Here is a 20,678-nt window from a genome sequence, read left to right on the forward strand (position 1 = left end):
CATGAAACTCGCCCATTTCTTCATCGATCACCCGCGCTTTGCCGCGGTGCTCTCGATCTTCATCACCATCGCCGGGCTGGTCACCATGCTGGTGCTGCCCATCGCGCAATATCCCAGCATCGTTCCCCCCACGATCGACATCACCACCAGCTTCCCCGGCGCCAATGCCGACACCATCGCCCGCACCGTGGCCACTCCGCTGGAGCAGGCGGTGAACGGCGTGGAGAACATGGATTACATCACCAGCCAGTCGACCAGCGACGGGCAGCTCACCACCACGGTCTATTTCAAGATCGGCAGCGATCCGAACATCGACCTGATCCTGACGCGCAACCGCGTGCTGGATGCCGTCTCGCGTTTGCCCCCAGAAGTTCAGGCGCAGGGTGTGAAGGTCAACAAGACCATCAAGGCGCTGGTGCTGGGCGTGCATGTCTATTCGCCAGATGGCTCGCGCAGCCCGGAGTATCTCTACAATTATATGCTGAAGATCCGCGACCAGATCTCGCGTTTGCCCGGCGTGTCGCAGTTCCAGCTTTTCGGCTCGCGTGAATATGCCATGCGCGTCTGGGTCGATCCCGACAAGGCGGCGGCTTACAACATCAGCGCCAATGAAATTCTGGCCGCGCTGCGGGCACAAAATGCGCAGGTCTCCACCGGCCGTCTGAACGCGCCTCTGGACGGGGCCAAGTCGCATGGTGCCTATGAGGTCAATGTCGAAACGCTGGGCCGCCTGACCACGCCTGAAGAGTTCAACAATGTGATCGTCAAGGCCGATGCCCAGGGCCATATCACCCGCATCCGCGATATCGGCCATGCCGAGCTTGGCGCCTCCGACTATGGCACCAAGGCCTATGCCAACAAGTTCGTCTCCACGCCCTGGTTCGTGGTCGCCACGCCCGACGCCAATGTCGTGGGGCTGGAGCATGCGATCTGGGACAAGATGGCGCAATTGCGCAAGAGCTTCCCCTCGGGCGTCGATTATCTGGACATCTATGATCCCACCACCTTCGTGTCGCAATCCATCGATGAGGTGGTGACCACCATCGGCATCGCCATTCTGCTGGTGGTCGGCGTGGTTTACCTCTTCCTGCAGAGCTGGCGCGCCACGATCATTCCGGTGGTGGCCATTCCCATCTCGCTGCTGGGCACCTTCACCGTGTTGGGGCTGACGGGCGGCTCGATCAACAATCTTTCGCTGTTCGGCGTGGTGCTGGCGGTGGGGATCGTGGTCGACGATGCCATCGTCGTGGTCGAGAATGTCGAGCGCAACATGGCGCTGGGCATGAGCGCCCGCGAAGCCACCCGCCGCACGATGAACGAGGTTTCCACCGCGCTGATCGCAATTGCTCTGACGCTTTGCGCGGTTTTCGTACCAACCTCTTTTATTCCGGGTATTTCCGGCCTGTTCTTCAAGCAGTTTGCGATCACCATTTCGGCCTCCACGATCATCTCGGCCTTCGTCTCGCTGACGCTGAGCCCGGCGCTCTGTGCGGTGCTGCTGAAACCCCACACGGCCAGCCATGCCGAGCCGCACGGTGTGCGCAAGCATCTCAACCGCTTCTTTGGCCGCTTCAACCATGGCTTCACCGCCCTGTCGGAGCGTTATGCCAGGCTGACCGGCACCGCCGTGCGCAAGACCGGCGTGATGATGGTCGCCTATGTGATCCTGATCGGTGCCACAGCCTTCCAGATGTCGCGCATGCCCAGCGGTTTCATCCCCGAATCCGACATCGGCTATCTGGCCACCGTCATCCAGCTTCCCCCCGGCTCCAGCCTGGAGCGGACCGACAAGGTGGTGCGTGAAGTCAATGAGATCGCGCTGGGTCTGAAAACCGCCAAGGGTGAAAATCTGATCGGCGGCACCTCGCCCGTCACCGGTCTGGATGTGGTGACCAACACCAGCGCGCCCAATGTCGGCACGGTCTTCACCGGTCTCCCCTCGCTCTATGGCAAGCATATCTCGGGCACCGATGCCCATACGGTGGTGGCCGCCATGAACAAGGCGACGGCCAGCATCAAGGACGCGCGGGTCATCACGCTGATGCCGCCTGCGGTGCAGGGGCTGGGCGCGCCGGGCGGCTTCACGCTGGAGCTGGAAGATCGCGGGGGTCTGGGGCCGGAAGCCTTGGCCAAGGCGACCAATGAGCTGGTCGCTGCGGCCAACAAGAACAAGGCTTTTGCCGGTGCCTTCACCCTCTTCAACGCCGGTGCCCCCTCGATGAAGGCGGACATCGACCGCGAAAAGGCCGAAAAGCTGGGCCTGACACCGACCGACATCTTCTCCACCATCGGGCTCTATCTCGGCTCGCAATATGTCAATGATTTCAACTTCTATGGCCGCACCTACCCGGTCTATGTGCAGGCGGATCACCAGTTCCGCTCGACCACGGCCAACATCGGCGCTCTGAAGGTGCGCAATGCGGCGGGCATCATGGTGCCGCTCAGCGCCGTGACCACCTTCAAGAGCGAAACCAAGCCCTATCGCGTGCCGCGCTACAACCTCTACCCCTCCTCCGAGATCATCGGCACGGCGGCGCCCGGTGTGGCCTCCGGTACGGCGATCAGGGAGATGGAGAAGCTGGCCGACCAGACGCTGCCCGCCGGCATCGGTTACGAATGGACCGATCTGGCCCATCAGCAGCAGGCCCAGACCATCTCGCCGATGCTGATCTTCGCTGCCTCCGCACTCTTCGTCTTCCTGGTGCTGGCGGCGCAGTATGAAAGCTGGAAGATCCCGCTGGCCATCCTGATGATCATCCCGATGTGCCTTCTGGCTTCTTCCACCGGTCTGCATCTGCGGACCATGCCGATCGATATTCTGGCCCAGATCGGTTTCGTGGTGTTGCTGGGGCTGGCGGCCAAGAATGCGATCCTGATCGTGGAATTCGCCCGCCATCACCAGGACCATGAAGGCGCCACGCCTGAACAGGCCTCGGTGCTGGCCGCCAAGGAGCGCCTGCGGCCGATCCTGATGACCTCGCTGGCCTTTATCGCGGGGGTCTTCCCGCTGGCCATCGCCTCTGGCGCGGGGTCGGAGATGCGGCAGGCCATGGGCACGGCGGTGTTCTCCGGCATGATCGGCGTGACCGTCTTCGGCCTGCTCTTCACGCCCGCCTTCTACACCATCATGCGCAAGTTGAACGTCAAACTCCCCAATCTTTCCAACCCCTTCCATGCTTCTGACAGGAGGTCGGCATGAACATCAAGCGTCTGCTGGGGATGAGCGTTCTGCTCATCCCACTCGCCCTCGAAGCCTGCGCCGTCGGCCCCAACTATGTGAAGCCCGAGACCGCGCTGGCCCCCTTTCACAATGCCGCGCCGGTGGTGCAAGCCGCCGCCCCGGTGCCGCTCGACAGTTGGTGGACGGGGTTCAACGATCCCATGCTGGTCACGGTGGTGCAGCGCGCGCTGGATCAGAATCTCGATCTGGCGGCGGCTCTGGGCCGGGTGCAACAGGCCCGCGCGGTGGCCAAGGGGGCTGGCGCGCAATTGCTGCCCACGGTGGACGTCTCGGGTGGAGCCACCGCTAATCGGGCCAGCCTGCGCAGCCCCTATTCCTCAGCCGTTGGCAGCCAGTCGGGCCTTCAACGCAATTATGAAGATTATGCGGTAGGCCCCAGTTCCAGTTGGGAAATCGACCTCTTCGGCGGCCTGCGTCGCGGTGCCAAAGCCGCCAGCGAGGAAGAGTCCGCGGCTGAGGCCGACCGTGTCGGCACGCGTATCACCGTGGTGGCCGATGCGGCCGATGCCTATCTGCAGATCCGGGGCTATCAGGCGCGGCTTGCCGTGGCGCTCGATCAGGTGAGCAATGACGAACATCTGCTCAAGCTGGTGCAGGACCGCTATGCGGCGGGTTCCGGCACCGGGCAGGAGATCGCCGAGGCGCAGGCCCTGTTGCGTCAGGCGCGGGCCAGCGTGCCTCTGCTGCGCATCGGGTTGGAAAAGCAGCTCAACCGGCTCGATGTGCTGATGGGCGCCCAGCCGGGCACCTATGCGCAGGAACTGGGCGTGGTCGCCGCCATCCCAGCGATCCCCGCCATCCCCGACAAGGCCGAGCCCACCGACATGCTGCGCCGCCGCCCCGACATTATCGCGGCGGAGCGCCGTCTGGCAGCCTCCAGCGATCGCATCGGGGTGGCGATCTCGGACTATTACCCCAAGGTCTCGCTGTCGGGCGCGCTGGGGTTTGACAGCATCAGCGCGGCCAGCCTGTTCTCCAAGGGCGCCTTTACTGCCACCGGTGGCGGGCTGATCCGCTGGCGGCTGTTCGATTTCGGCAAGGTGGATGCGCAGGTCAAACAGGCACGCGGCGCCAATGCCGAGGCGCTGGCGCTCTATCGCCAGACGGTGCTGCGCGCGGCGGAAGATGTCGAGGACAGCCTGATCACCCTGTCCCAGACGCAGGACCGCGTGACCGAGGTGCAGGAACAGGTCGCGGCTCTGACCAAAGCGCGCGATCTGGCCCAGCAGTCCTGGAAGGCCGGTTCCACCCCGCTCACCGATGTGATCAACGCCGACCAGCAATTGCTGATCGCCCGCGACCAGCTCGACAGCGAGCGGGCCGGAAGCGCGCGAGCCGCTGTGGCCGTCTTCCGCGCGCTGGGCGGTGGATGGCAGCCGACCGGGCTGCGGGTCGCCGCGAAAAGCTGATCGCGCCGAGGCATCCGGGCGAACCGGATGCCTCGGTTCCGAACAAGGAGATGCGCCTTGCGAGACACTGCCAGACGATTGATGGATCTTGCCGAAGCCCGCATGCGCGAGGCAGGCTATCACGGCTTCAGCTTCCGCGACATCGGGGCCGAGGCCGGGATCACCAGCGCCAGCGTCCATCACCACTTTCCCACCAAGGCGGCGATGGTCGCGGCGATCATCCAGCGGCACAACGCCCGTTTTGCCGCCTCTGTCGCGCCCCGGCCCGGCGAGACGGGGCGTGAGGTCATCGAGGCCTATCGCCTCGCCTTTCGCGATGCGCTGCACAGCACGGGCGGCATGTGTCTGGCCGGGATGCTGGGCGCTGAATCGGGGGGACTGCCGCCCTTGCTTCATGAGGAGGTCGAGCAGTTCTTCCACGATTGCATCGAGGATCTGGCCCGCCGTATCGGCGGTGTCGATCCCAGAAACCGCGCCTTTGCGATCATGGCGCTGCTGGAGGGTGGCCTGATCCTGGCGCAGGTCTATAAGGATGTCGCGGCCTTCGATCACGCCACGGCGGATCTTGCGAGCCAATGAGGTCAGTCATGCATAACATTTTCGCCACCGACTATGGCTTTGCGGCGATCGGCTGGAACGGCAGGGGCGTCACCGCCTTTCGCCTGCCCGCACCGGGTGCCGATCAGGCGGAGCGGGCCCTGCTGAAACGGCAGCCCGGTTCCACGCCCGTCGATCCGCCCGCACAGGTGCAAGAGGTGATCGAGGCAGCGCAGCGCTATTTCGCCGGAGCGATGCAGGATTTCTCCTTCGTGCCGGTCGATCTGGGCGAGCAGGAGCCTTTGTTCCTGCGTATCTATCAGGCGGTGCGGCAGTTGGGCTGGGGGCAGACCACCAGCTATGGCGCGGTGGCGCGCGATCTGGGCGAAGAGCCGCAGATGGCCCGCGTGGTGGGCGAGGCCATGGCGTGCAATCCGGTCCCCTTGATCATCCCCTGCCATCGCGTGCTGGCCGCCGGGGGCAAGATCGGCGGTTTCTCGGCGCCGGGCGGGTCGGAGTCGAAAGCGCATATGCTGGCGCTGGAAGGGGCACTGCCTGCTCAAGCGCCTGCCAAGCCGGTCGATGCGCAGATCGGTTTTGGTTTCTGATCACCTCGCCCATGCGTGGGTTGATTTGGGGAAGCCAGCCGCCAGTTGGTCGATCAGTGCGCGCACGGCGGGGGGGAGGCCGCGTCTTGTCGTGAAGACCAGATGGACGATGCCGCGCTGCGCCTGCCAGTCCGGCAGGATATGCACGAGCTGGCCGCTGCGCAGCGCCTCGGCGCAGATATGGTCGGGCAGCAGGGCCACGCCCAGATCGGCGATGGCCGCCGCGCGCACGGCGGCAAAATCGGCGCAGCTCATGCGCGGTTCGTGGCGGTGCTGATGGGCGGTGCCGTCCTCCTGCTCCAGATGCCAGGTGATCTCGCCCATCTCATTGCTGGTGCCCAGTGTCGGGTGACTGGCCAGTGCCGCGATATCGCCGCCGATGCGTGTGGCCATCTGCGGACTGCCCACCAGAATGCGTGAGGACTGGCCAAGGGAGCGCATCGTCAGCGCCGCATCGCTGGTGAGCGCCACGCGCACGCGCAGCGCCAGATCGATGCGTTCCTCGATCAGATCGACCCCGCGATCCGTCGCCACCAGTTGCAGCCGCACTTTGGGATAGCGGGCAAGGAACTGCGTAAGGATCGGCGAGATCACCTCGACCAGCCCCGTCGGGCAACTGAAGCGCACCCGGCCATGCGGTTCGGACTGGGCCTGCGCGACCACTGCTTCGGCCTGCTGCGCCTCGTCCAGCATGGCGCGGCAGCGTTCGTAGAAGCTCTGCCCGACCTCGGTGACGCGGAAACGGCGGCTGGAACGCTCGATCAGCCGGACGCCGAGCCACGCCTCCAGCCCGGCGATGCGGCGGCTGAGTTTCGACTTGGGTTCGCGCAATGCCCTGCCCGCCGGGGCGAAACCGCCATGTGCCACCACCTCCACGAAATAGGCATAGTCGTTGAGGTCGGCGCGCATCATCGTTCTCCTGATGGAACGTTGAGTAGCGATTTTGCCGACTACAGCCAAGATCGTTCTGGATTCATCTCCTGCTTCAGCGGCGGAGCAAAGCCGCCTGCACACGAACAGGAGACAGACAATGGCAAGCAAGTTCGACAACAAGGTGGTGGTGGTCACCGGTGGCACCAGCGGTATCGGTCTGGCCACGGCGAAGGCTTTCGCGGATGAGGGCGCCTCGGTGTTCATCACCGGTCGCCGCCAGGAAGCGCTGGACAGCGCGGTCAAGGCCATCGGCGGGAATGTGACAGGCGTGCGCGGCGACATGGCCGATCTGGCCGATATCGACCGCCTCTATGATGCCGTCCAGCAGCAGCATGCGCAGATCGACGTGGTGTTCGCCAATGCCGGTGGCGGTGAATTTGCTCCCCTCGGCGCGATCAGCGAGGAGCATTATCAGAGCACCTTCGACACCAATGTGAAGGGCGTGCTCTTCACCGTGCAAAAGGCGCTGCCGCTGCTGCGTGACGGGGCTTCGGTGGTGCTGACGGCCTCGACCACCAGCCTGCAGGGGACGCCCGCTTTCAGCGTCTATTCGGCGACCAAGGCGGCGGTGCGCAGCTTTGCCCGCAACTGGATCCTGGATCTGAAGGACCGCCATATCCGCGTCAATGCCATCAGCCCCGGCGTCACCGACACCCCCGGCGTGACCCATCTCTTCGGTGAGAATGCGGAAGGCACCAAGGACTATCTGGCCGGGCTGATCCCCGCCGGACGCATCGGCCAGCCCGAGGAAATTGCCAAGGCGGTGCTGTTCCTTGCCTCCGAGGATGCCAGCTTTATCAATGGCATCGAACTCTTCGTCGACGGCGGGCAGGCGCAGATCTGAGCCGGCAGCGTCCCGCACAAGCCTGATCGGATGGCTGGCCTATGGATAGTCCATGGGCCAGCCTTCGCGGCGTAAGGCGAAGGCGGAATGGGCTTGGGCATCTGCCCGAAGCGGTGTCCTCTCAAAGAGGAAAAGCCCGGCAAATCCGCAGTCGGGGGGATTCGGAAAAGCCTTGGCGCCGCGCGCCCTTTGGACGGTGGCGAGTGAATATCGGGTTAATGCCTCTGGCTGGCAGCAAGGGCACTATGAGAATTAATCTGGACACAGTTGGGCCAAAGGGCAAAGTTGGCATCATGAATATCCTATCACGCTCTCAATGGATCATCCCGGCCTTGCTCCTGCTCACGCCTTGCGCGGCAGTAGCGCAGGAAGAAGATCCTCCGCTGATGGATGATCCTCCCTTGGCCTGGTTCAAATACAATATTGACGCTGACGGCAATCCCACCTTCCTGTCGAAGGCCTGCGCCGAAGATGTGCGCCATCGCAACGATATTTCGGTGCATCCTTGCGCGATTGCCGAGGCCGAAGCGCACCGGCGGTTGATCGAGCGCCATGATGGGCGGCCTCGCGCCGGGCGGGGCGCTTTGCCCGATGGCGAGCGGGAGGGACAGCTTGCCGCGCTGGAGGACCAGATCCGCGACATTCAGGCCCATATGGACGATACGCGCCGTATGATGCGGCAGGAGCACCGCTTCGGAACATCCTATGGCGGATCGAACAAAACCTTCCTCTATGACGCGCAGCGGGCGCTCGCGCAGGATCAGGACGCGCTGGCGCAGGCCTATCGCACCTATCAGCAGATGGGCGGCCGCAAGGCGATGGAAGAGATCGGAACAAGGCCTAGGTAATTGTCGGTCAGGGGGCGTCGGGAAACCGGCTTTCCGTGGCGAAAGCCAGAACCGCCGGTGCATGCTCGCCCGATCGCAACGCCAGCGCGAGGGTAACGGAAGCCGTCTCCTCCAGCGCGTAATAGCTGACGCCGCGCAGCGCGGTGTCGCGCATGGAATCGGGCACCAGCGCAAAGCCAAGCTCGGCCGCCACCAGCGCCAGCACCGAGGCGACCTGAGGCGCGGATTGGCCCTGCACCGGCTCGAAACCGGCCTTGCGGCACAGGGCCAGCGTTTCGTCGAACAGCGTTGGCCCAAGGCTACGCGGCGTGACGATCAGCGGCTCCTGCGCCAGATCGATCAGACGGACAGGATCGCTGGGCGGCACGCGGGTGGAGGGCAGGGCGACGATCAGCGGCTCTTCCTCCAGCGGATAGATGCGCAGGCCGGTATGGTCGACCGATGTCGGGCGGATAAAGGCCACGTCCAGCGTGCCCGTCAGCAGGGCGGTGACGAGGCCCTGCGAATTGTCCTCGCTCAGGCTCAGTTCCACCTCGGGAAACTTGCGGCGGAAGGTACGGATGGTGTTGGGCACGCGGTGGTTGAACGCCGCGGAGCCGGTAAAGCCCAGACGCACCGAACCCGTCTCGCCCTTGGCGGCGCGCCGCGTATCGCGCAGGGCGGCCTCGATCAGATCGGGAATGGCCGCGATGCGGTCGCGCAGCACCTTGCCCGCGATGGTCAGTTCCGCGCCTTGCGGGATGCGGTGGAAGAGCTGCGCGCCCAGTTCCTCTTCCAGCGCCTTGATCTGGGAGCTGAGCGGCGGCTGGCTCATCCCCAGCTTCTGCGCGGCGCGGGTGAAGTTGCCTTCCTCGGCCACGGTCAGGAAATAGCGGATATGCCTGAGTTCCACTCCATACCTCCGACGTATAGCAATCGCGCCTTTCATGTATTGGACAAATGACAAGCGCAACGCCAAATCGGGGGCGGAGGTTGACAATGCACAGTTCCACCATGCTTTCCCCGGTCTATCCGTCCTTTCCTGCCGCCGCGAATGACACCCATGCCCGGCTGGAGCCCACCGTCTTCCTGCCCGGCCTGCTCTGCGACCAGAGCCTGTGGCAGAACCAGGTCGAGGCGCTGGCCGATGTCTGCGCGCCGATGATCGCCAATCTGACGCTGGACGACACGATCGAGGCCATGGCCCGCCGCACGCTGGCGGCAGCGCCCGCGCGCTTCTCGCTGGTGGGCCTCTCGATGGGGGGCTATGTGGCGCTGGAAATCATGCGGCAGGCGCCCGAGCGTGTGACCCGGCTGGCGCTGGTCGACACCAGCGCGCGGGCCGATACCGCCGAGCGCGCGGCGCAGCGCCGGGCGGGCATGGAATCATTGAAGCGCGGCAAGTTCGTGGGGATCACCCATGGCCTGCTGGGCAATCTGATCCATCGCTCGCAGATGGAGACGCAGGTCGGCAGCCAGATGCGCTCCATGGCCTCGCGCGTGGGCGGAGAGGCGTTCCTGCGCCAGCAGAATGCCATTCTCAACCGTCCCGATTTCAGCGCGGTGCTGCCGGACATCGCGGTGCCCACGATGATCGTGGTCGGCGATGATGACCGCGTGACGCCGGTCTCCCATTCGCTGGAGATGCATGAGGCGATTGCCGGGTCCACCTTCCATCTGGTGCGCGAATGCGGCCATATGGCGGCGCTGGAGCGCCCCGAGGACACCAACGCCCTGCTGCGCGACTGGCTGGAGGCGGCGTAAGCGTTTCGGGCCGGGCGGGCGGCATTTTCCGGATACTCACGGCAATCGGCGATAGAAAGTAGCGCTAACATTTAAAGATGTTATGTGCGATTGCCGATGGGATGGAAGCCCGGTCCCGGATCATCCGGTGACGGCTTGCCTGCCAGGAGAGGATACCGCCATGTTCGACCGCCGTGGATTGATCGGCTCTGCCGCTGCGGCTGCGACCACCTTGCTGTCGTCGCAAGCGGCCGGGACTGGGGTCAGGGGCAGGGTGCAGCCCGGTTGGGATTCGCTGGCCGCCTCATGGCGCATGCCCGACTGGTTCCGCGATGCCAAATTCGGCATCTGGGCGCATTGGGGCGCGCAGGCCGTGCCCGAATTCGGGGACTGGTACGGGCGGCTGATGTATGTGCAGGGCGATCCTTTCTACGAACATCACCTCAAGCACTACAGCCATCCCGCTCGCTCCGGTTTCATGGAGATCGAAAATCTCTGGAAGGCGCAGGCGTGGGAGCCTGAAACGCTGATCGATCTCTACAAGAAGGCGGGCGCGCGCTATTTCATGGCGCTGGCTTGCCACCATGACAATCTCGACACCTTCGACAGCGCACATCACGCTTGGAACACGCTGCGTGTCGGCCCCCGGCGCGACATTGTCGGCGGCTGGGAAAAGGCCGCGCGCCGCGCAGGCTTGCGTTTCGGGGTTTCCAACCATGCCTCGCATAGCTGGCACTGGTGGCAGACCGCCTATGGCTATGATGCCGAAGGGGCCATGCAGGGGCAGCGCTATGACGCCTGGCATCTGCGCAAGGAGCACGGCACCGGCACATGGTGGGAAGGCCTCGACCCGCAGGAGCTGTACAATGGCCCGTGGTATGCCGCGCCCGATGGCATCACCTCGGTCAAGGCGATGAACGACTGGCATGCCGCGCATGACGGCGTTTGGAGCGAAGATGCGCCGCCCGGTCCGCGCGGGGCAGCCTATGCCGCCAAATGGCTGGCGCGCCAGCAGGATCTTGTGGCCAAATACCGGCCCGATCTTGTCTATTTCGATGATACCGGCCTGCCGCTGGGGCAGGCGGGGATCGCAGCCGCCGCCGACTATTACAACCGCGCCATCGACTGGCACGGTACGCCCGATGTGGTGCTGACGGGCAAGCAGCTCACGCCGTTGCAGCGGCAGGGCATTGTCGAGGATGTCGAGCGTGGTTTTGCCGATGCCATCCGCCCGCAGCCATGGCAGACCGACACCTGCCTCGGCAGTTGGTTCTACGACCGCCCGCTCGCCGAGCGCAAAGGCTACAAAAGCGCCAAGCAGGTGCTGCAGCGCCTGTGCGATGTCGTGGCCAAGAACGGCTGCCTGCTGCTGTCCGTGCCGCTGCGCGCCGATGGCACGCATGACGAGCAGGAGATGGGCATTCTGGCCGATCTGGGGCGCTGGTTCGCGGTCAATGGCACGGGCATCTATGGCACGCGGCCATGGCGCGTCTTTGGCGAGGGGCCCAATGTGCCGCCCAAGGGCATGCAGAGCGAGGCGGAAATGAAGCCCTATACCGCACAGGATATCCGCATCACGGCGGGTGGCGGCGGGCTGAACCTCTTCCTGCTGGATTGGCCCGAGGGGGAGGCGCGCATCGCCTGTCTCGGCCGCCGGGCGAGTGACGGGGTGATCGAGCGGGTGACGCTGAACGGCGGCGGCCCGGTGCGCTTTGTGCAGGATGAGGATGGGCTGCGGCTGACTCTGCCGGCGGGCGGGCGCGATCTGCCGGTACCGGGTCTGCGGATCGAGGGGCGCGGGTTGGTCTGACGCCAGGGTTAATGGCGCGCCGATATTGCCCTGCGGATCGGCTTCGTTCACAAGGGGCAATGCCTGATATGACCGTAAAGAACGCCACCTCCCACAGCGAGAATGATGCCGGCTCCCGCAAGGTTTTGCGCCGTCAGCGCAAGGCGCCGACCATCAGCGATGTGGCGCAGCATGCGGGCGTGTCGCCGATGACGGTGTCGCGCGTCATCAACGATTGTACCACGGTCCGCCCCTCCACGCGGGAAAAGGTCGAGCGTTCGATCGAAGCGCTGAACTATGCGCCCAGCAGCGCGGCCCGCAGTCTTGCCGGGGGTGAGCATGTGCGCATCGGTCTGCTCTACAGCAACCCTTCCTCCACCTATCTCAGCGAATTCATTGTCGGATCGCTGGAGCAGGCCGGTCGCAGCAGCGCGGATCTCGTGCTCGAGCAGTTCCACGAAGGCTGGTCGACCGAGCGGCTGATCGGCCAACTGCAGCGCGGCGGGCTCAACGGCATCATTCTGCCCCCGCCCTTGTCCGATTCCCCCGCCATGGTCGATGCGCTGCACAAGGCCGACATTCCCACCGTGTCGGTGGCGGGCGGCTATGCCTCCAGCGCGGCGGTGGCGGTGGGGATCGACGATTTTCAGGCCGCGGCCGACATGACGCGGCATCTGATTTCGCTCGGCCATGCGCGGATTGGTTTCATCAAGGGCAATCCCAACCTCCACGCCAGCGAGCGGCGATATGAAGGCTATGTGCAGGCCTTGGGTGAGGCGGGCCTGGCGCCGGTGCCCGAGCTGATCGCGCAGGGCTTCTTCTCCTATCGCTCCGGTCTCGACGCGGCCGAAACGATCCTCGACCTCGACGAGCCGCCAACGGCGATCTTTGCCAGCAACGATGACATGGCCGCCGCCACGGTGGCGGTGGCGCATCGGCGCGGGCTGGATGTTCCGGGCGATCTGACCGTCTGCGGTTTCGACGATACCTTGCTGGCAACGACGATCTGGCCGGAACTGACCACCATCCGCCAGCCGATCCGCGATATGGCGCGCGCTGCGATGGACCTCATTGTGAGGCATCTGCGCGAGGACAGCGTGACGGAAACCGGCAAGCAGGTGTTGCTCGATTACGCGCTGATCCGCCGCCAGTCCGATGCCGCGCCCCGCAGGCGCCCGCCCTATCGCAAGGGCGCCGTCTGAGCTTTTCGCCTGCATACGTCTGCGTTAGAAAACTGAAATTTTAGGGCTTCTTTCCTCGACAGGCATAGTTGATAGCGGTACCAATAGACCGACTAATGATAGTCGCCGATCGAAACCCGAGTTTCGACGCGATTATGCCAAGCAGGGGATGCTTTGTGGTGCAACATGAATTCGACGCCGCCGTGCCTGTTTCATCGGTGCATGCCGGGATGACGCCGGGTTCCCGGACATTCGGCGGTCTGGCTCGCAAGGGTTTGCTGACTCTTGGCTTGTCGTGGATGGCGCTGAGCGCGAGTGCCGCTCTGGCCGATCCGATGGCGCTGCTCGACCGCAATGGCAGCCGTGTCGCGGTTGAACCCTATGCGCCCAACATCGTGCGCGTGACCATCGCGCTCGATCCCGCGCTGGCCAGCGCCGCGCCGGGCGAGGGGCCCAATGCCAGGCCCGATGCCGCCGGATGGACGCATCATGCCGATGCTTCGGGCGATGTCTTCACCTCCGCCGGGCTGACGCTGACGGTCGATGCCAAGCCCTATCCGCCCGCACCCACCATGATGGAGCGCTATTTCGCGCCCGCGCTGCCACCGGTCAGCCTCTCGATCAAGGGTGCGGACGGTAGCCTTCTGGCGCGCATGAGTGGCTGGGAGATGGCCCCCGTCACCGTCAATGGCGAGAAGACCTTCAAGGTCGGCGCCAGCTTCGATGCCGCGCCGGGCGAGCATTACTATGGCCTCGGCCAGAACCAGGAAGGCAGTTTCGACCTCAAGGGCCGCCAGATCGACTGCGCGCATAATTACGATGCGCCTGCCGGCGAAACCGTCTGCGTGCCCTTCATGGTCACCAACAAGGGCGACGGCAAGGTCTGGGGCATCGTGTGGGACAATCCTGCGCGGACGCTGGTGTGGCCGGGCCTGCATGGCAGCACGCATTTCCAGTCGCAGGTGGGTGAGCGGGTCTCCTTCTTCGTCATCACCGGCAACAACAGCGACGATCTCTATGCCGGCTATGCCAAGCTGACCGGCACCACGCCGCTGCCTCCCAAAGCCGCCTTCGGCCTGATCCAGAGCAAGGCGCGCTACGAAACGCAGAAGGAACTGCTCGACATCGCGCAGGGCTATCGCCAGCGCAAGCTGCCGCTCGATGTGATGGTGCTCGACTGGTTCTACTGGTCGCGCATGGGCCAGCTCGACATCGACCGCACCTATTTTCCCGATCCCAAGGGCATGAACGATCAGCTCAAATCGATGGGCATGCGCTCGATCATCAGCGTCTGGCCGCGTTTCGAGCGGGAATCGCGCTATTTCGACATGCTTTCGGCCAAGGGCTGGCTGCTCAAGGACAAGGACGGTCATGCTGTGGACGGCCTGCCGGTCCGTTTCGACCGCGCCGGGGCGCTGATCGACAGCACCAACCCCGAAGCGCGCGCCTGGTTCTGGGGCAAACTGCGCGACAACATCGCCAGCCAGGGCTTCGACTGGTTCTGGCTGGACGAGACCGAGCCCGATCTGGTGCCCGATGGGTCCTTCTATTCGATCGGTTCGGGCGACCGTTACCACAACGTCTTCCCGCTGCTGCACACCGAGGGCGTGGCCAAGGGTTCGGCACAGGACCGGCCGAACGTGCGCAATCTGATCCTGTCGCGCGCCGCCTATCTCGGTTCGCAGCGCACCGGCGGGCTGTTCTGGTCCTCGGACGTCCGCGCGACCTGGGAGGCGCTCAAGCGGCAGGTTCCCGCCGGGCTGAACTTTACGGCCTCGGGTCTGGCCTATTGGGGCAGCGATATCGGCGGTTGGCAGTGGCCCAGCGGCCCCAAGGCGGAGCATGCCGTACTGGTCGATCCGGCGGGCGCGACGGCGATGGCGGCGGATTATACCGACTATCCCGAGCTGTTCGTGCGCTGGTTCGAATACAGCGTCTTCTCGCCCACCTTGCGCATCCACGGCCAGCGCCCCGGCACCGCGCTGTGGCAATATGGCAAGGCGGCCGAGCCGATCCTGGCCGACAATCTGCGCCTGCGCTATGCGCTGATCCCCTATCTCTATGCGCAGGGTCGCAGCACCTATGAGACGGGTGCGCCCTTCATGCGCGCGCTGTTCATGGACTTCCCCAAGGACCCCAAGGCGGCCACGGTGGGCGACCAGTATATGCTGGGCAAGGCCTTCCTCGTGGCGCCCGTGACGGAGCAGGGGCAGACGAAGAAGTCGGTCTATCTGCCCGCGGGCACGGCATGGTACGATTACTGGACCAACCGCCGTTATGAAGGCGGCCAGACCATCGAAGCCGATGCCCCCATCGAGCATATCCCGGTCTTCGTGCGCGCCGGCTCCATCGTGCCCATCGGCGCTCAGGTCGACAGCACCGCCAGCAAGCAGGCACTGGAGAGCATCCGCGTCTATCCCGGCGCCAATGCCACCTTCACGCTCTATGACGACGATGGCACCACCAATGGCTATCGCGCTGGCAAGGACGGTCGCAAGGCCGAGCTGGTGTGGGATGACGCCAGCGGCAAACTGACCAGCCGCCAGCCTTTGCCCAGCGGGCAGGCGCTTGCCGGTCTTATCAAGATCATGGGCGGCCAGTAAGCCGCGCCGCCATTTTACAGAGGGTTTCTCAATGACTGGATTCAATCGCCGCCAGCTCGGCAAGGGGCTTGGTGCGGGGCTGGGCGCGGCGGCGCTGGGCTCGGTGCTCGGTGGGCGTGTCGATGCGGCACAGCCCGGCACAAGCGGCGCGGCGGCGCCTGAGGCCGGGCTCGCTTTTCCGCAGGGCTTCCTCTGGGGCTGCGCCACGGCGGCCTATCAGATCGAGGGCGGCGTCAAGGAAGATGGGCGCGGGCAGACCAATTGGGATGTGTTCTCGCACACGCCGGGCAAGACCAGCGATGGCGGCACCGGTGATGTCGCCTGCGACAGCTATCACCGCTACGGCGAGGATATCGAACTGCTCAAGGCGCTGGGCGTCAAGGCCTATCGCTTCTCGATCGCCTGGTCACGCATCTTCCCCAATGGGCGCGGCAAGCCCAACCAGAAGGGGCTCGATTACTACAACCGCCTGATCGACGGCCTGCTGGCCGCGGGAATCGAGCCGCATGTCACGCTGTTCCACTGGGATCTGCCGACCGGTCTCGCCGGGGGCTGGCAGTCGCGTGACACCGCCTATGCCTTTGCCGATTACGCGGGCTATATGGCGGGCAAGATCACCGACCGCGTCAAGCATCTGATGACGGTCAATGAGCTGCGCTGCTTCACCGACCTGTCCTATATGACCGGGGGCAAGGCGCCCGGCCTGAAGCTGCCCATGGGTCAGGTCAATCAGGTGCGCCACCATGGCGTGCTGGCGCATGGTCTGGGCGTGCAGGCGATCCGCGCGGCGGCCAAGCCGGGCACGCAGGTCGGCCTTGCCGACAATGCGACGATCTTCGTCCCCGTCATCGAGACGCAGGACCATATCGCCGCCACCATGAAGGCGATGCGCGAGGAAAACGCCATGTTCCTCACCGCGATCATGGAAGGGCGCTATCTCGACAGCTATCTCGCCGCGCAGGGCAAGGATGCGCCCCAGGTGAAGGACGGCGACATGAAGGCGATCGGCAGCGCGCTCGATTTCGTCTCGCTCAATGTCTACACGCCCAACTATGTGCGCGCCGCCGACAATGCCGCGGGTTACGAGATCCTGCCGCATCTGCCGCAGTCGCCGCGCATGGCCTCGCCCTGGCTCTATGTCGGCCCTGAGGCGCTGTACTGGAGCGTGCGCACGGTCAACGATCTGTGGAAGCCCAAGGCGCTCTACATTTCGGAGAACGGCTGCTCGGCCGATGATCCGGTCGCGCCGGACGGCAAGGTCTATGATGCCGATCGCATCATGTATCTGCGCAACTACCTCACCCATCTGCAGCGCGCCGCCCGTGAGAACTACCCCATCAAGGGCTATTTCCTCTGGAGCCTGATGGACAATTTCGAGTGGGAGGATGGCTACACCAAGCTTTTCGGCATCCACCACGTCGATTTCAAGACCGGCAAGCGCACGCCCAAGCTGAGCGCTGACTGGTATCGCGAGCTGGTCCGCACCAACCGACTGGTGTGATGCTTGCCCTGCCTCGGACGGACGTGTCCGGGGCAGGGTGTCACCCGAACAGAACAAGCGGGATGGGGATGGGGATATGAGCAAGATTGCGCTTCTGGCAGCTTTGGCCGTCACCGCCTCGGCACAGATGGCCTGCGCGCAGGCACCTCTGCCTGCGCGCGAGATCCGCGTCGATGTTGCCGCGCCCGGTGCGCCGGTCGATCGCTTCTTCGATCTCTCTGTCGGTTCCGACTATCCCGGCACGCTGATCCGGCCGGACAGTCAGGCGCAGTTGAAGACGGCGGTCGATGAACTGGGCTTCCGCTATATCCGCTTCCACGACATCTTCCATGATGTGCTGGGCACCGTCCGCAAGGTCGACGGGCATATCACCTATGACTGGACGGGCATCGACAAGCTCTATGACGGCCTGCTCGCCAAGGGCATCCGCCCCTTCGTGGAACTGGGCTGGACCCCGGCGGCGCTGCGCACGTCTGATCAGCAACTGTTCTATTGGAAGGGCAACACCTCGCATCCCGATCCGGCGATGTGGCGCGATCTGGTCGCCGCTTTCGTCAACCATATGCGCCAGCGCCATGGCGTGGCAGAGGTGCGAAGCTGGTATTTCGAGCTGTGGAACGAGCCCAACCTCGACGGTTTCTGGGAAAAGGCCGATCAGGGGGCCTATTTCGGCCTTTATGCCGATACGGTCCGCACCATCAAGGCGATCGACCCGCAGTTGCGCATCGGTGGCCCGGCCACGGCGGGCGCCGCATGGGTGCCGCAATTCCTGACCTATGCCGCCGAGCACAAGCTGCCGGTCGATTTCGTGGCGACGCATACTTACGGTGTCGAGGGCGGTTTTCTGGATGAAGAGGGCAAGCAGGACACCAAGCTGTCCCCCTCGCCGGATGCGATTGTCGGCGATGTGCGCAAGGTGCGTGGTGAAATCGCTGCCTCGGCCTATCCCGAAATCCCGCTGTTCTTCACCGAATGGAGCACCAGCTACACCCCGCGCGACTTCGTTCACGACAGCTATATCAGCGCGCCCTATATCCTCAGCAAGCTCAAGGGCACGCAGGGTCTGGCCCAGGGCATGAGCTATTGGACCTACACCGATCTGTTCGAGGAACCCGGCCCGCCGCCGACGCCGTTCCACGGCGGTTTCGGCCTGATGAACCGTGAGGGCATCCGCAAACCGGCGTGGTTCGCTTACAAATATCTCCATGCGGTGCGGGGGCAGGCGCTGCCCACCACTGACGATCAGGCGATGGTGGCCAGAGATGGTGACAGGGTCTCCGCGCTGCTCTGGGATTTCCGGCAGCCCGAGCAGAAGGTCAGCAACAAGCCCTTCTACACGCGCCAGGTTCCAGCCAGGCCGAGCCGCCCGGTGGCGCTCACCCTTTCGCATCTCAAGGCGGGCAGCTATCGCCTGCAGATCCACCGGACAGGCTACCGCGCGAACGATCCGCTCTCGGCCTATATCGATATGGGCATGCCCAAAGCACTCAGCGCCCAGCAGCTTGCGCAACTGCAGCAGCAGACCGCCGACCGTCCCGAGCAGGACAAGATGCTGCGCGTGGGCACCGACGGCCATGCCACGGTGAGCGTGACGATGCGCAGCAATGACATCGCCCTGGTCACCCTCGAACCTGTTAGCAAGTGAGACGCCAGCCATGACGATGAACCGCCGCACGCTGTTTCAAGGCGCCCTTGCCGGGGCGGCGGTGCCTGCTCTGGCCCGCGTCGCCGTCACCGGAGCGCCTGCTCAGGCCGCTGCTCCGACAGCCGTGCCGCAATGGGGCGTGGGCGCCGATGGCCAGCGCAAGGCCGATCTGGGCAATGGCTTCTATCGCAATCCGATCGTCTCGGGCGATCATCCCGATCCCACGATCCTGAAGGATGGCGACGTCTATTACATGACGTTCTCCTCCTTCGATTCCTATCCGGCGCTGGTGATCTGGCGCTCCACCGATCTGGTCAACTGGACGCCGGTCGGCCCGGCGCTCCATCGCAATCTCGGCACGATCTGGGCGGTGGATCTGGTCAAGCATGATGGGCGCTATTTCATCTACATCCCCGCCGATCCCAAGTGCGAGGGCTGGTCGATCTTCGTAATCTGGGCCGATGATATCGCCGGGCCGTGGAGCGAGCCGGTTGATCTCAAGATCAGCGGCTGCATCGATCCGGGCCATGTCGTGGGGGAGGATGGCAAGCGCTATCTCTTCACCAATGGCATCCGCATGATCCCGCTGACCGACGATGGGCTGGCGACCGCCGGGCCGCTGGTGAAGGCCTATGACCCCTGGCGCTATCCCGATGACTGGGTGGTCGAGAATTTCGCTCCCGAAGGCCCCAAGCTGCTGCGGCGTGGCGCGTGGTTCTATCTGGTCACCGCCATCGGTGGCACCGCCGGGCCGGTGACGGGGCATATGGTGATCGCGGCGCGCTCGAAATCGATCCACGGCCCCTGGGAGCATTGCCCGCACAATCCGCTGGTGCGCACGGTCAGCACCGCCGAACCCTGGTGGTCGCGGGGGCATGCCACGCTGGTCGAAGGGCCTGCCGGGGACTGGTGGATGGTCTATCACGGCTATGAGAACGGCATGCGCACGCTGGGCCGCCAGACCTTGCTGGAGCCGATCGAATGGACCTCCGACGGCTGGTTCCGTGCGAAGGGTGGCGATCTTTCGCAGCCCCTGCGCAAGCCGCAGGGCGGTAAGCCCAGCGCATCGGCGCCGGGCCTGTCGGATGATTTCACCAAGGACCGCATGGGCGTGCAATGGAGCTTCCATGCCCCCAAACGCGACGAGGGGCAGCGGGCGACCTATGGCGCCGGCGGGCTGACCATCGCGGCGAGCGGTCGCTCTCCAGCGGATTCCTCGCCGCTGACCTGCCTTGTGGGCGATCGTGGCTATGAGGCGGAGGTCTCGATCGACCTGACCGGCAAGGTCGAGGCGGGCTTACTTTTGTTCTACAATTACAAGGCTTTTGTCGGCGTGGGCTTCACGCCTGAGAAGCTGAAAATCTACGAATATTCCGAGGAATTGCCCTGGGCGGCAGTGCCGCATCAGGCGCGGAGCCTGCGCTTGCGGGTCACCAATGACGAGAATGTGGTGACCTGGCATTATTCCCATGATGAGGGGCGCACATGGCAGCGCCATGGCACGCGGATGGAGGTATCGGGCATCCATCACAATGTTTTTGGCGGTTTTCTCAGCTTGCGTTTGGGACTGTATGTCGCAGGCGACGGAGAAGCGAAACTGCGCGATTTCCGGTATAGAGCGATCAGCAAGGGGTAGTAAGGTTGAACGATGGTCAACTGTGTGCCCGGTTGTAAATATTTCTTCTTCCTAGAATCTATCGCGTCTCGGCAAAAATCATGAATCTTGTTCATATATTCCGATCCGCATTATACCACAGGGACATATTCATGGTGGCCTTTGTTGAGGATCGCCAACATTGGAATGAGATATTGCGATT

General features: G+C 64.3%; 15 protein-coding genes. 13 read left to right on the forward strand and 2 right to left on the reverse strand.

All coding sequences use genetic code 11. The features are described 5' to 3' along the window. The first annotated feature begins 1 nt into the window (after window position 1). Genes ABDW49_RS24265 through ABDW49_RS24280 form a run of 4 tightly spaced genes read left to right on the forward strand, consistent with a single transcriptional unit; the run spans window position 2 to window position 5,795 of the window. Window positions 2–3,199 (forward strand): efflux RND transporter permease subunit, encoded by a 3,198-nt coding sequence (locus ABDW49_RS24265; protein WP_343616001.1) that lies wholly within the window; start codon window positions 2–4, stop codon window positions 3,197–3,199. Beyond that, window positions 3,196–4,650, forward strand: a complete 1,455-nt coding sequence (locus ABDW49_RS24270; RefSeq protein WP_343616002.1) for an efflux transporter outer membrane subunit — start codon at window positions 3,196–3,198, stop codon at window positions 4,648–4,650. Before ABDW49_RS24265 ends, ABDW49_RS24270 begins: the two co-directional genes overlap by 4 nt. A gap of 57 nt (window positions 4,651–4,707) precedes the next feature. After that, a complete protein-coding gene (locus ABDW49_RS24275) occupies window positions 4,708–5,229 on the forward strand; it encodes a TetR/AcrR family transcriptional regulator (protein ID WP_343616004.1) in 522 nt (173 codons plus the stop codon). An 8-nt stretch (window positions 5,230–5,237) separates the two neighbouring features. Next, the gene (locus ABDW49_RS24280; RefSeq protein WP_343616006.1) at window positions 5,238–5,795 is read left to right on the forward strand and encodes a methylated-DNA--[protein]-cysteine S-methyltransferase; all 558 of its coding nucleotides are present in this window, start codon (window positions 5,238–5,240) and stop codon (window positions 5,793–5,795) included. On the opposite strand, the gene ABDW49_RS24285 is transcribed toward ABDW49_RS24280, so the two are convergent. After that, window positions 5,796–6,707, reverse strand: a complete 912-nt coding sequence (locus ABDW49_RS24285; protein ID WP_343616008.1) for a LysR family transcriptional regulator — start codon at window positions 6,705–6,707, stop codon at window positions 5,796–5,798. A gap of 118 nt (window positions 6,708–6,825) precedes the next feature. Here ABDW49_RS24285 and ABDW49_RS24290 point away from each other — a divergent pair, with 118 nt between their 5' ends. Both ABDW49_RS24290 and ABDW49_RS24295 read left to right on the forward strand, forming a co-directional pair. Then, window positions 6,826–7,572 carry a glucose 1-dehydrogenase gene (locus ABDW49_RS24290; RefSeq protein ID WP_343616010.1) on the forward strand — a complete coding sequence of 249 codons (747 nt, stop codon included), beginning with the start codon at window positions 6,826–6,828 and terminating at the stop codon, window positions 7,570–7,572. Between the two features lie 386 nt (window positions 7,573–7,958). Then, window positions 7,959–8,420: a hypothetical protein gene (locus tag ABDW49_RS24295; protein WP_343616012.1), complete on the forward strand. Its 462-nt coding sequence runs from the start codon at window positions 7,959–7,961 to the stop codon at window positions 8,418–8,420. Between the two features lie 7 nt (window positions 8,421–8,427). Here the strand turns inward: ABDW49_RS24295 and ABDW49_RS24300 are convergent, their stop codons facing one another. Next, window positions 8,428–9,312 carry a LysR family transcriptional regulator gene (locus ABDW49_RS24300; protein ID WP_343616014.1) on the reverse strand — a complete coding sequence of 295 codons (885 nt, stop codon included), beginning with the start codon at window positions 9,310–9,312 and terminating at the stop codon, window positions 8,428–8,430. 86 nt (window positions 9,313–9,398) lie between these two features. On the opposite strand from ABDW49_RS24300, the gene ABDW49_RS24305 reads away from it, so the two are divergent. The 7 genes from ABDW49_RS24305 to ABDW49_RS24335 all read left to right on the forward strand — a co-directional run bounded on the left by ABDW49_RS24305 (window position 9,399) and on the right by ABDW49_RS24335 (window position 20,497). Next, complete coding sequence (locus ABDW49_RS24305; RefSeq protein ID WP_343616016.1) at window positions 9,399–10,163, forward strand: alpha/beta fold hydrolase; 765 nt, start codon at window positions 9,399–9,401, stop codon at window positions 10,161–10,163. Between the two features lie 160 nt (window positions 10,164–10,323). Then, window positions 10,324–11,952 carry an alpha-L-fucosidase gene (locus tag ABDW49_RS24310; RefSeq protein ID WP_343616018.1) on the forward strand — a complete coding sequence of 543 codons (1,629 nt, stop codon included), beginning with the start codon at window positions 10,324–10,326 and terminating at the stop codon, window positions 11,950–11,952. Between the two features lie 68 nt (window positions 11,953–12,020). Then, entirely contained in the window at window positions 12,021–13,133 is a 1,113-nt protein-coding gene (locus tag ABDW49_RS24315; RefSeq protein ID WP_343616020.1) for a LacI family DNA-binding transcriptional regulator, read from the forward strand. A 278-nt stretch (window positions 13,134–13,411) separates the two neighbouring features. Continuing rightward, on the forward strand, window positions 13,412–15,715 hold the full coding sequence (locus ABDW49_RS24320) for a TIM-barrel domain-containing protein (RefSeq protein WP_343617382.1): 2,304 nt from the start codon (window positions 13,412–13,414) through the stop codon (window positions 15,713–15,715). A 31-nt stretch (window positions 15,716–15,746) separates the two neighbouring features. Then, window positions 15,747–17,216 carry a GH1 family beta-glucosidase gene (locus ABDW49_RS24325; protein WP_343616022.1) on the forward strand — a complete coding sequence of 490 codons (1,470 nt, stop codon included), beginning with the start codon at window positions 15,747–15,749 and terminating at the stop codon, window positions 17,214–17,216. Between the two features lie 76 nt (window positions 17,217–17,292). Then, a complete protein-coding gene (locus tag ABDW49_RS24330) occupies window positions 17,293–18,861 on the forward strand; it encodes a beta-xylosidase (protein ID WP_343616024.1) in 1,569 nt (522 codons plus the stop codon). A 10-nt stretch (window positions 18,862–18,871) separates the two neighbouring features. Further along, entirely contained in the window at window positions 18,872–20,497 is a 1,626-nt protein-coding gene (locus ABDW49_RS24335) for a family 43 glycosylhydrolase (protein ID WP_343616026.1), read from the forward strand. Window positions 20,498–20,678: the final 181 nt, after the last annotated feature.

It is taken from the genome of Novosphingobium sp., assembly GCF_039595395.1.
Taxonomy (GTDB): Bacteria; Pseudomonadota; Alphaproteobacteria; order Sphingomonadales; family Sphingomonadaceae; genus Novosphingobium.

Coding starts and splice junctions, on each gene's coding strand:
- ABDW49_RS24280 (WP_343616006.1), top strand. CDS start 5,238: ATGCATAACATTTTCGCCACCGACTATGGCTTTGCGGCGATCGGCTGG.
- ABDW49_RS24325 (WP_343616022.1), top strand. CDS start 15,747: ATGACTGGATTCAATCGCCGCCAGCTCGGCAAGGGGCTTGGTGCGGGG.
- ABDW49_RS24315 (WP_343616020.1), top strand. CDS start 12,021: ATGACCGTAAAGAACGCCACCTCCCACAGCGAGAATGATGCCGGCTCC.
- ABDW49_RS24335 (WP_343616026.1), top strand. CDS start 18,872: ATGACGATGAACCGCCGCACGCTGTTTCAAGGCGCCCTTGCCGGGGCG.
- ABDW49_RS24320 (WP_343617382.1), top strand. CDS start 13,412: ATGGCGCTGAGCGCGAGTGCCGCTCTGGCCGATCCGATGGCGCTGCTC.
- ABDW49_RS24295 (WP_343616012.1), top strand. CDS start 7,959: ATGGATGATCCTCCCTTGGCCTGGTTCAAATACAATATTGACGCTGAC.
- ABDW49_RS24305 (WP_343616016.1), top strand. CDS start 9,399: ATGCACAGTTCCACCATGCTTTCCCCGGTCTATCCGTCCTTTCCTGCC.
- ABDW49_RS24290 (WP_343616010.1), top strand. CDS start 6,826: ATGGCAAGCAAGTTCGACAACAAGGTGGTGGTGGTCACCGGTGGCACC.
- ABDW49_RS24270 (WP_343616002.1), top strand. CDS start 3,196: ATGAACATCAAGCGTCTGCTGGGGATGAGCGTTCTGCTCATCCCACTC.
- ABDW49_RS24330 (WP_343616024.1), top strand. CDS start 17,293: ATGAGCAAGATTGCGCTTCTGGCAGCTTTGGCCGTCACCGCCTCGGCA.
- ABDW49_RS24310 (WP_343616018.1), top strand. CDS start 10,324: ATGTTCGACCGCCGTGGATTGATCGGCTCTGCCGCTGCGGCTGCGACC.
- ABDW49_RS24285 (WP_343616008.1), bottom strand. CDS start 6,707: ATGATGCGCGCCGACCTCAACGACTATGCCTATTTCGTGGAGGTGGTG.
- ABDW49_RS24265 (WP_343616001.1), top strand. CDS start 2: ATGAAACTCGCCCATTTCTTCATCGATCACCCGCGCTTTGCCGCGGTG.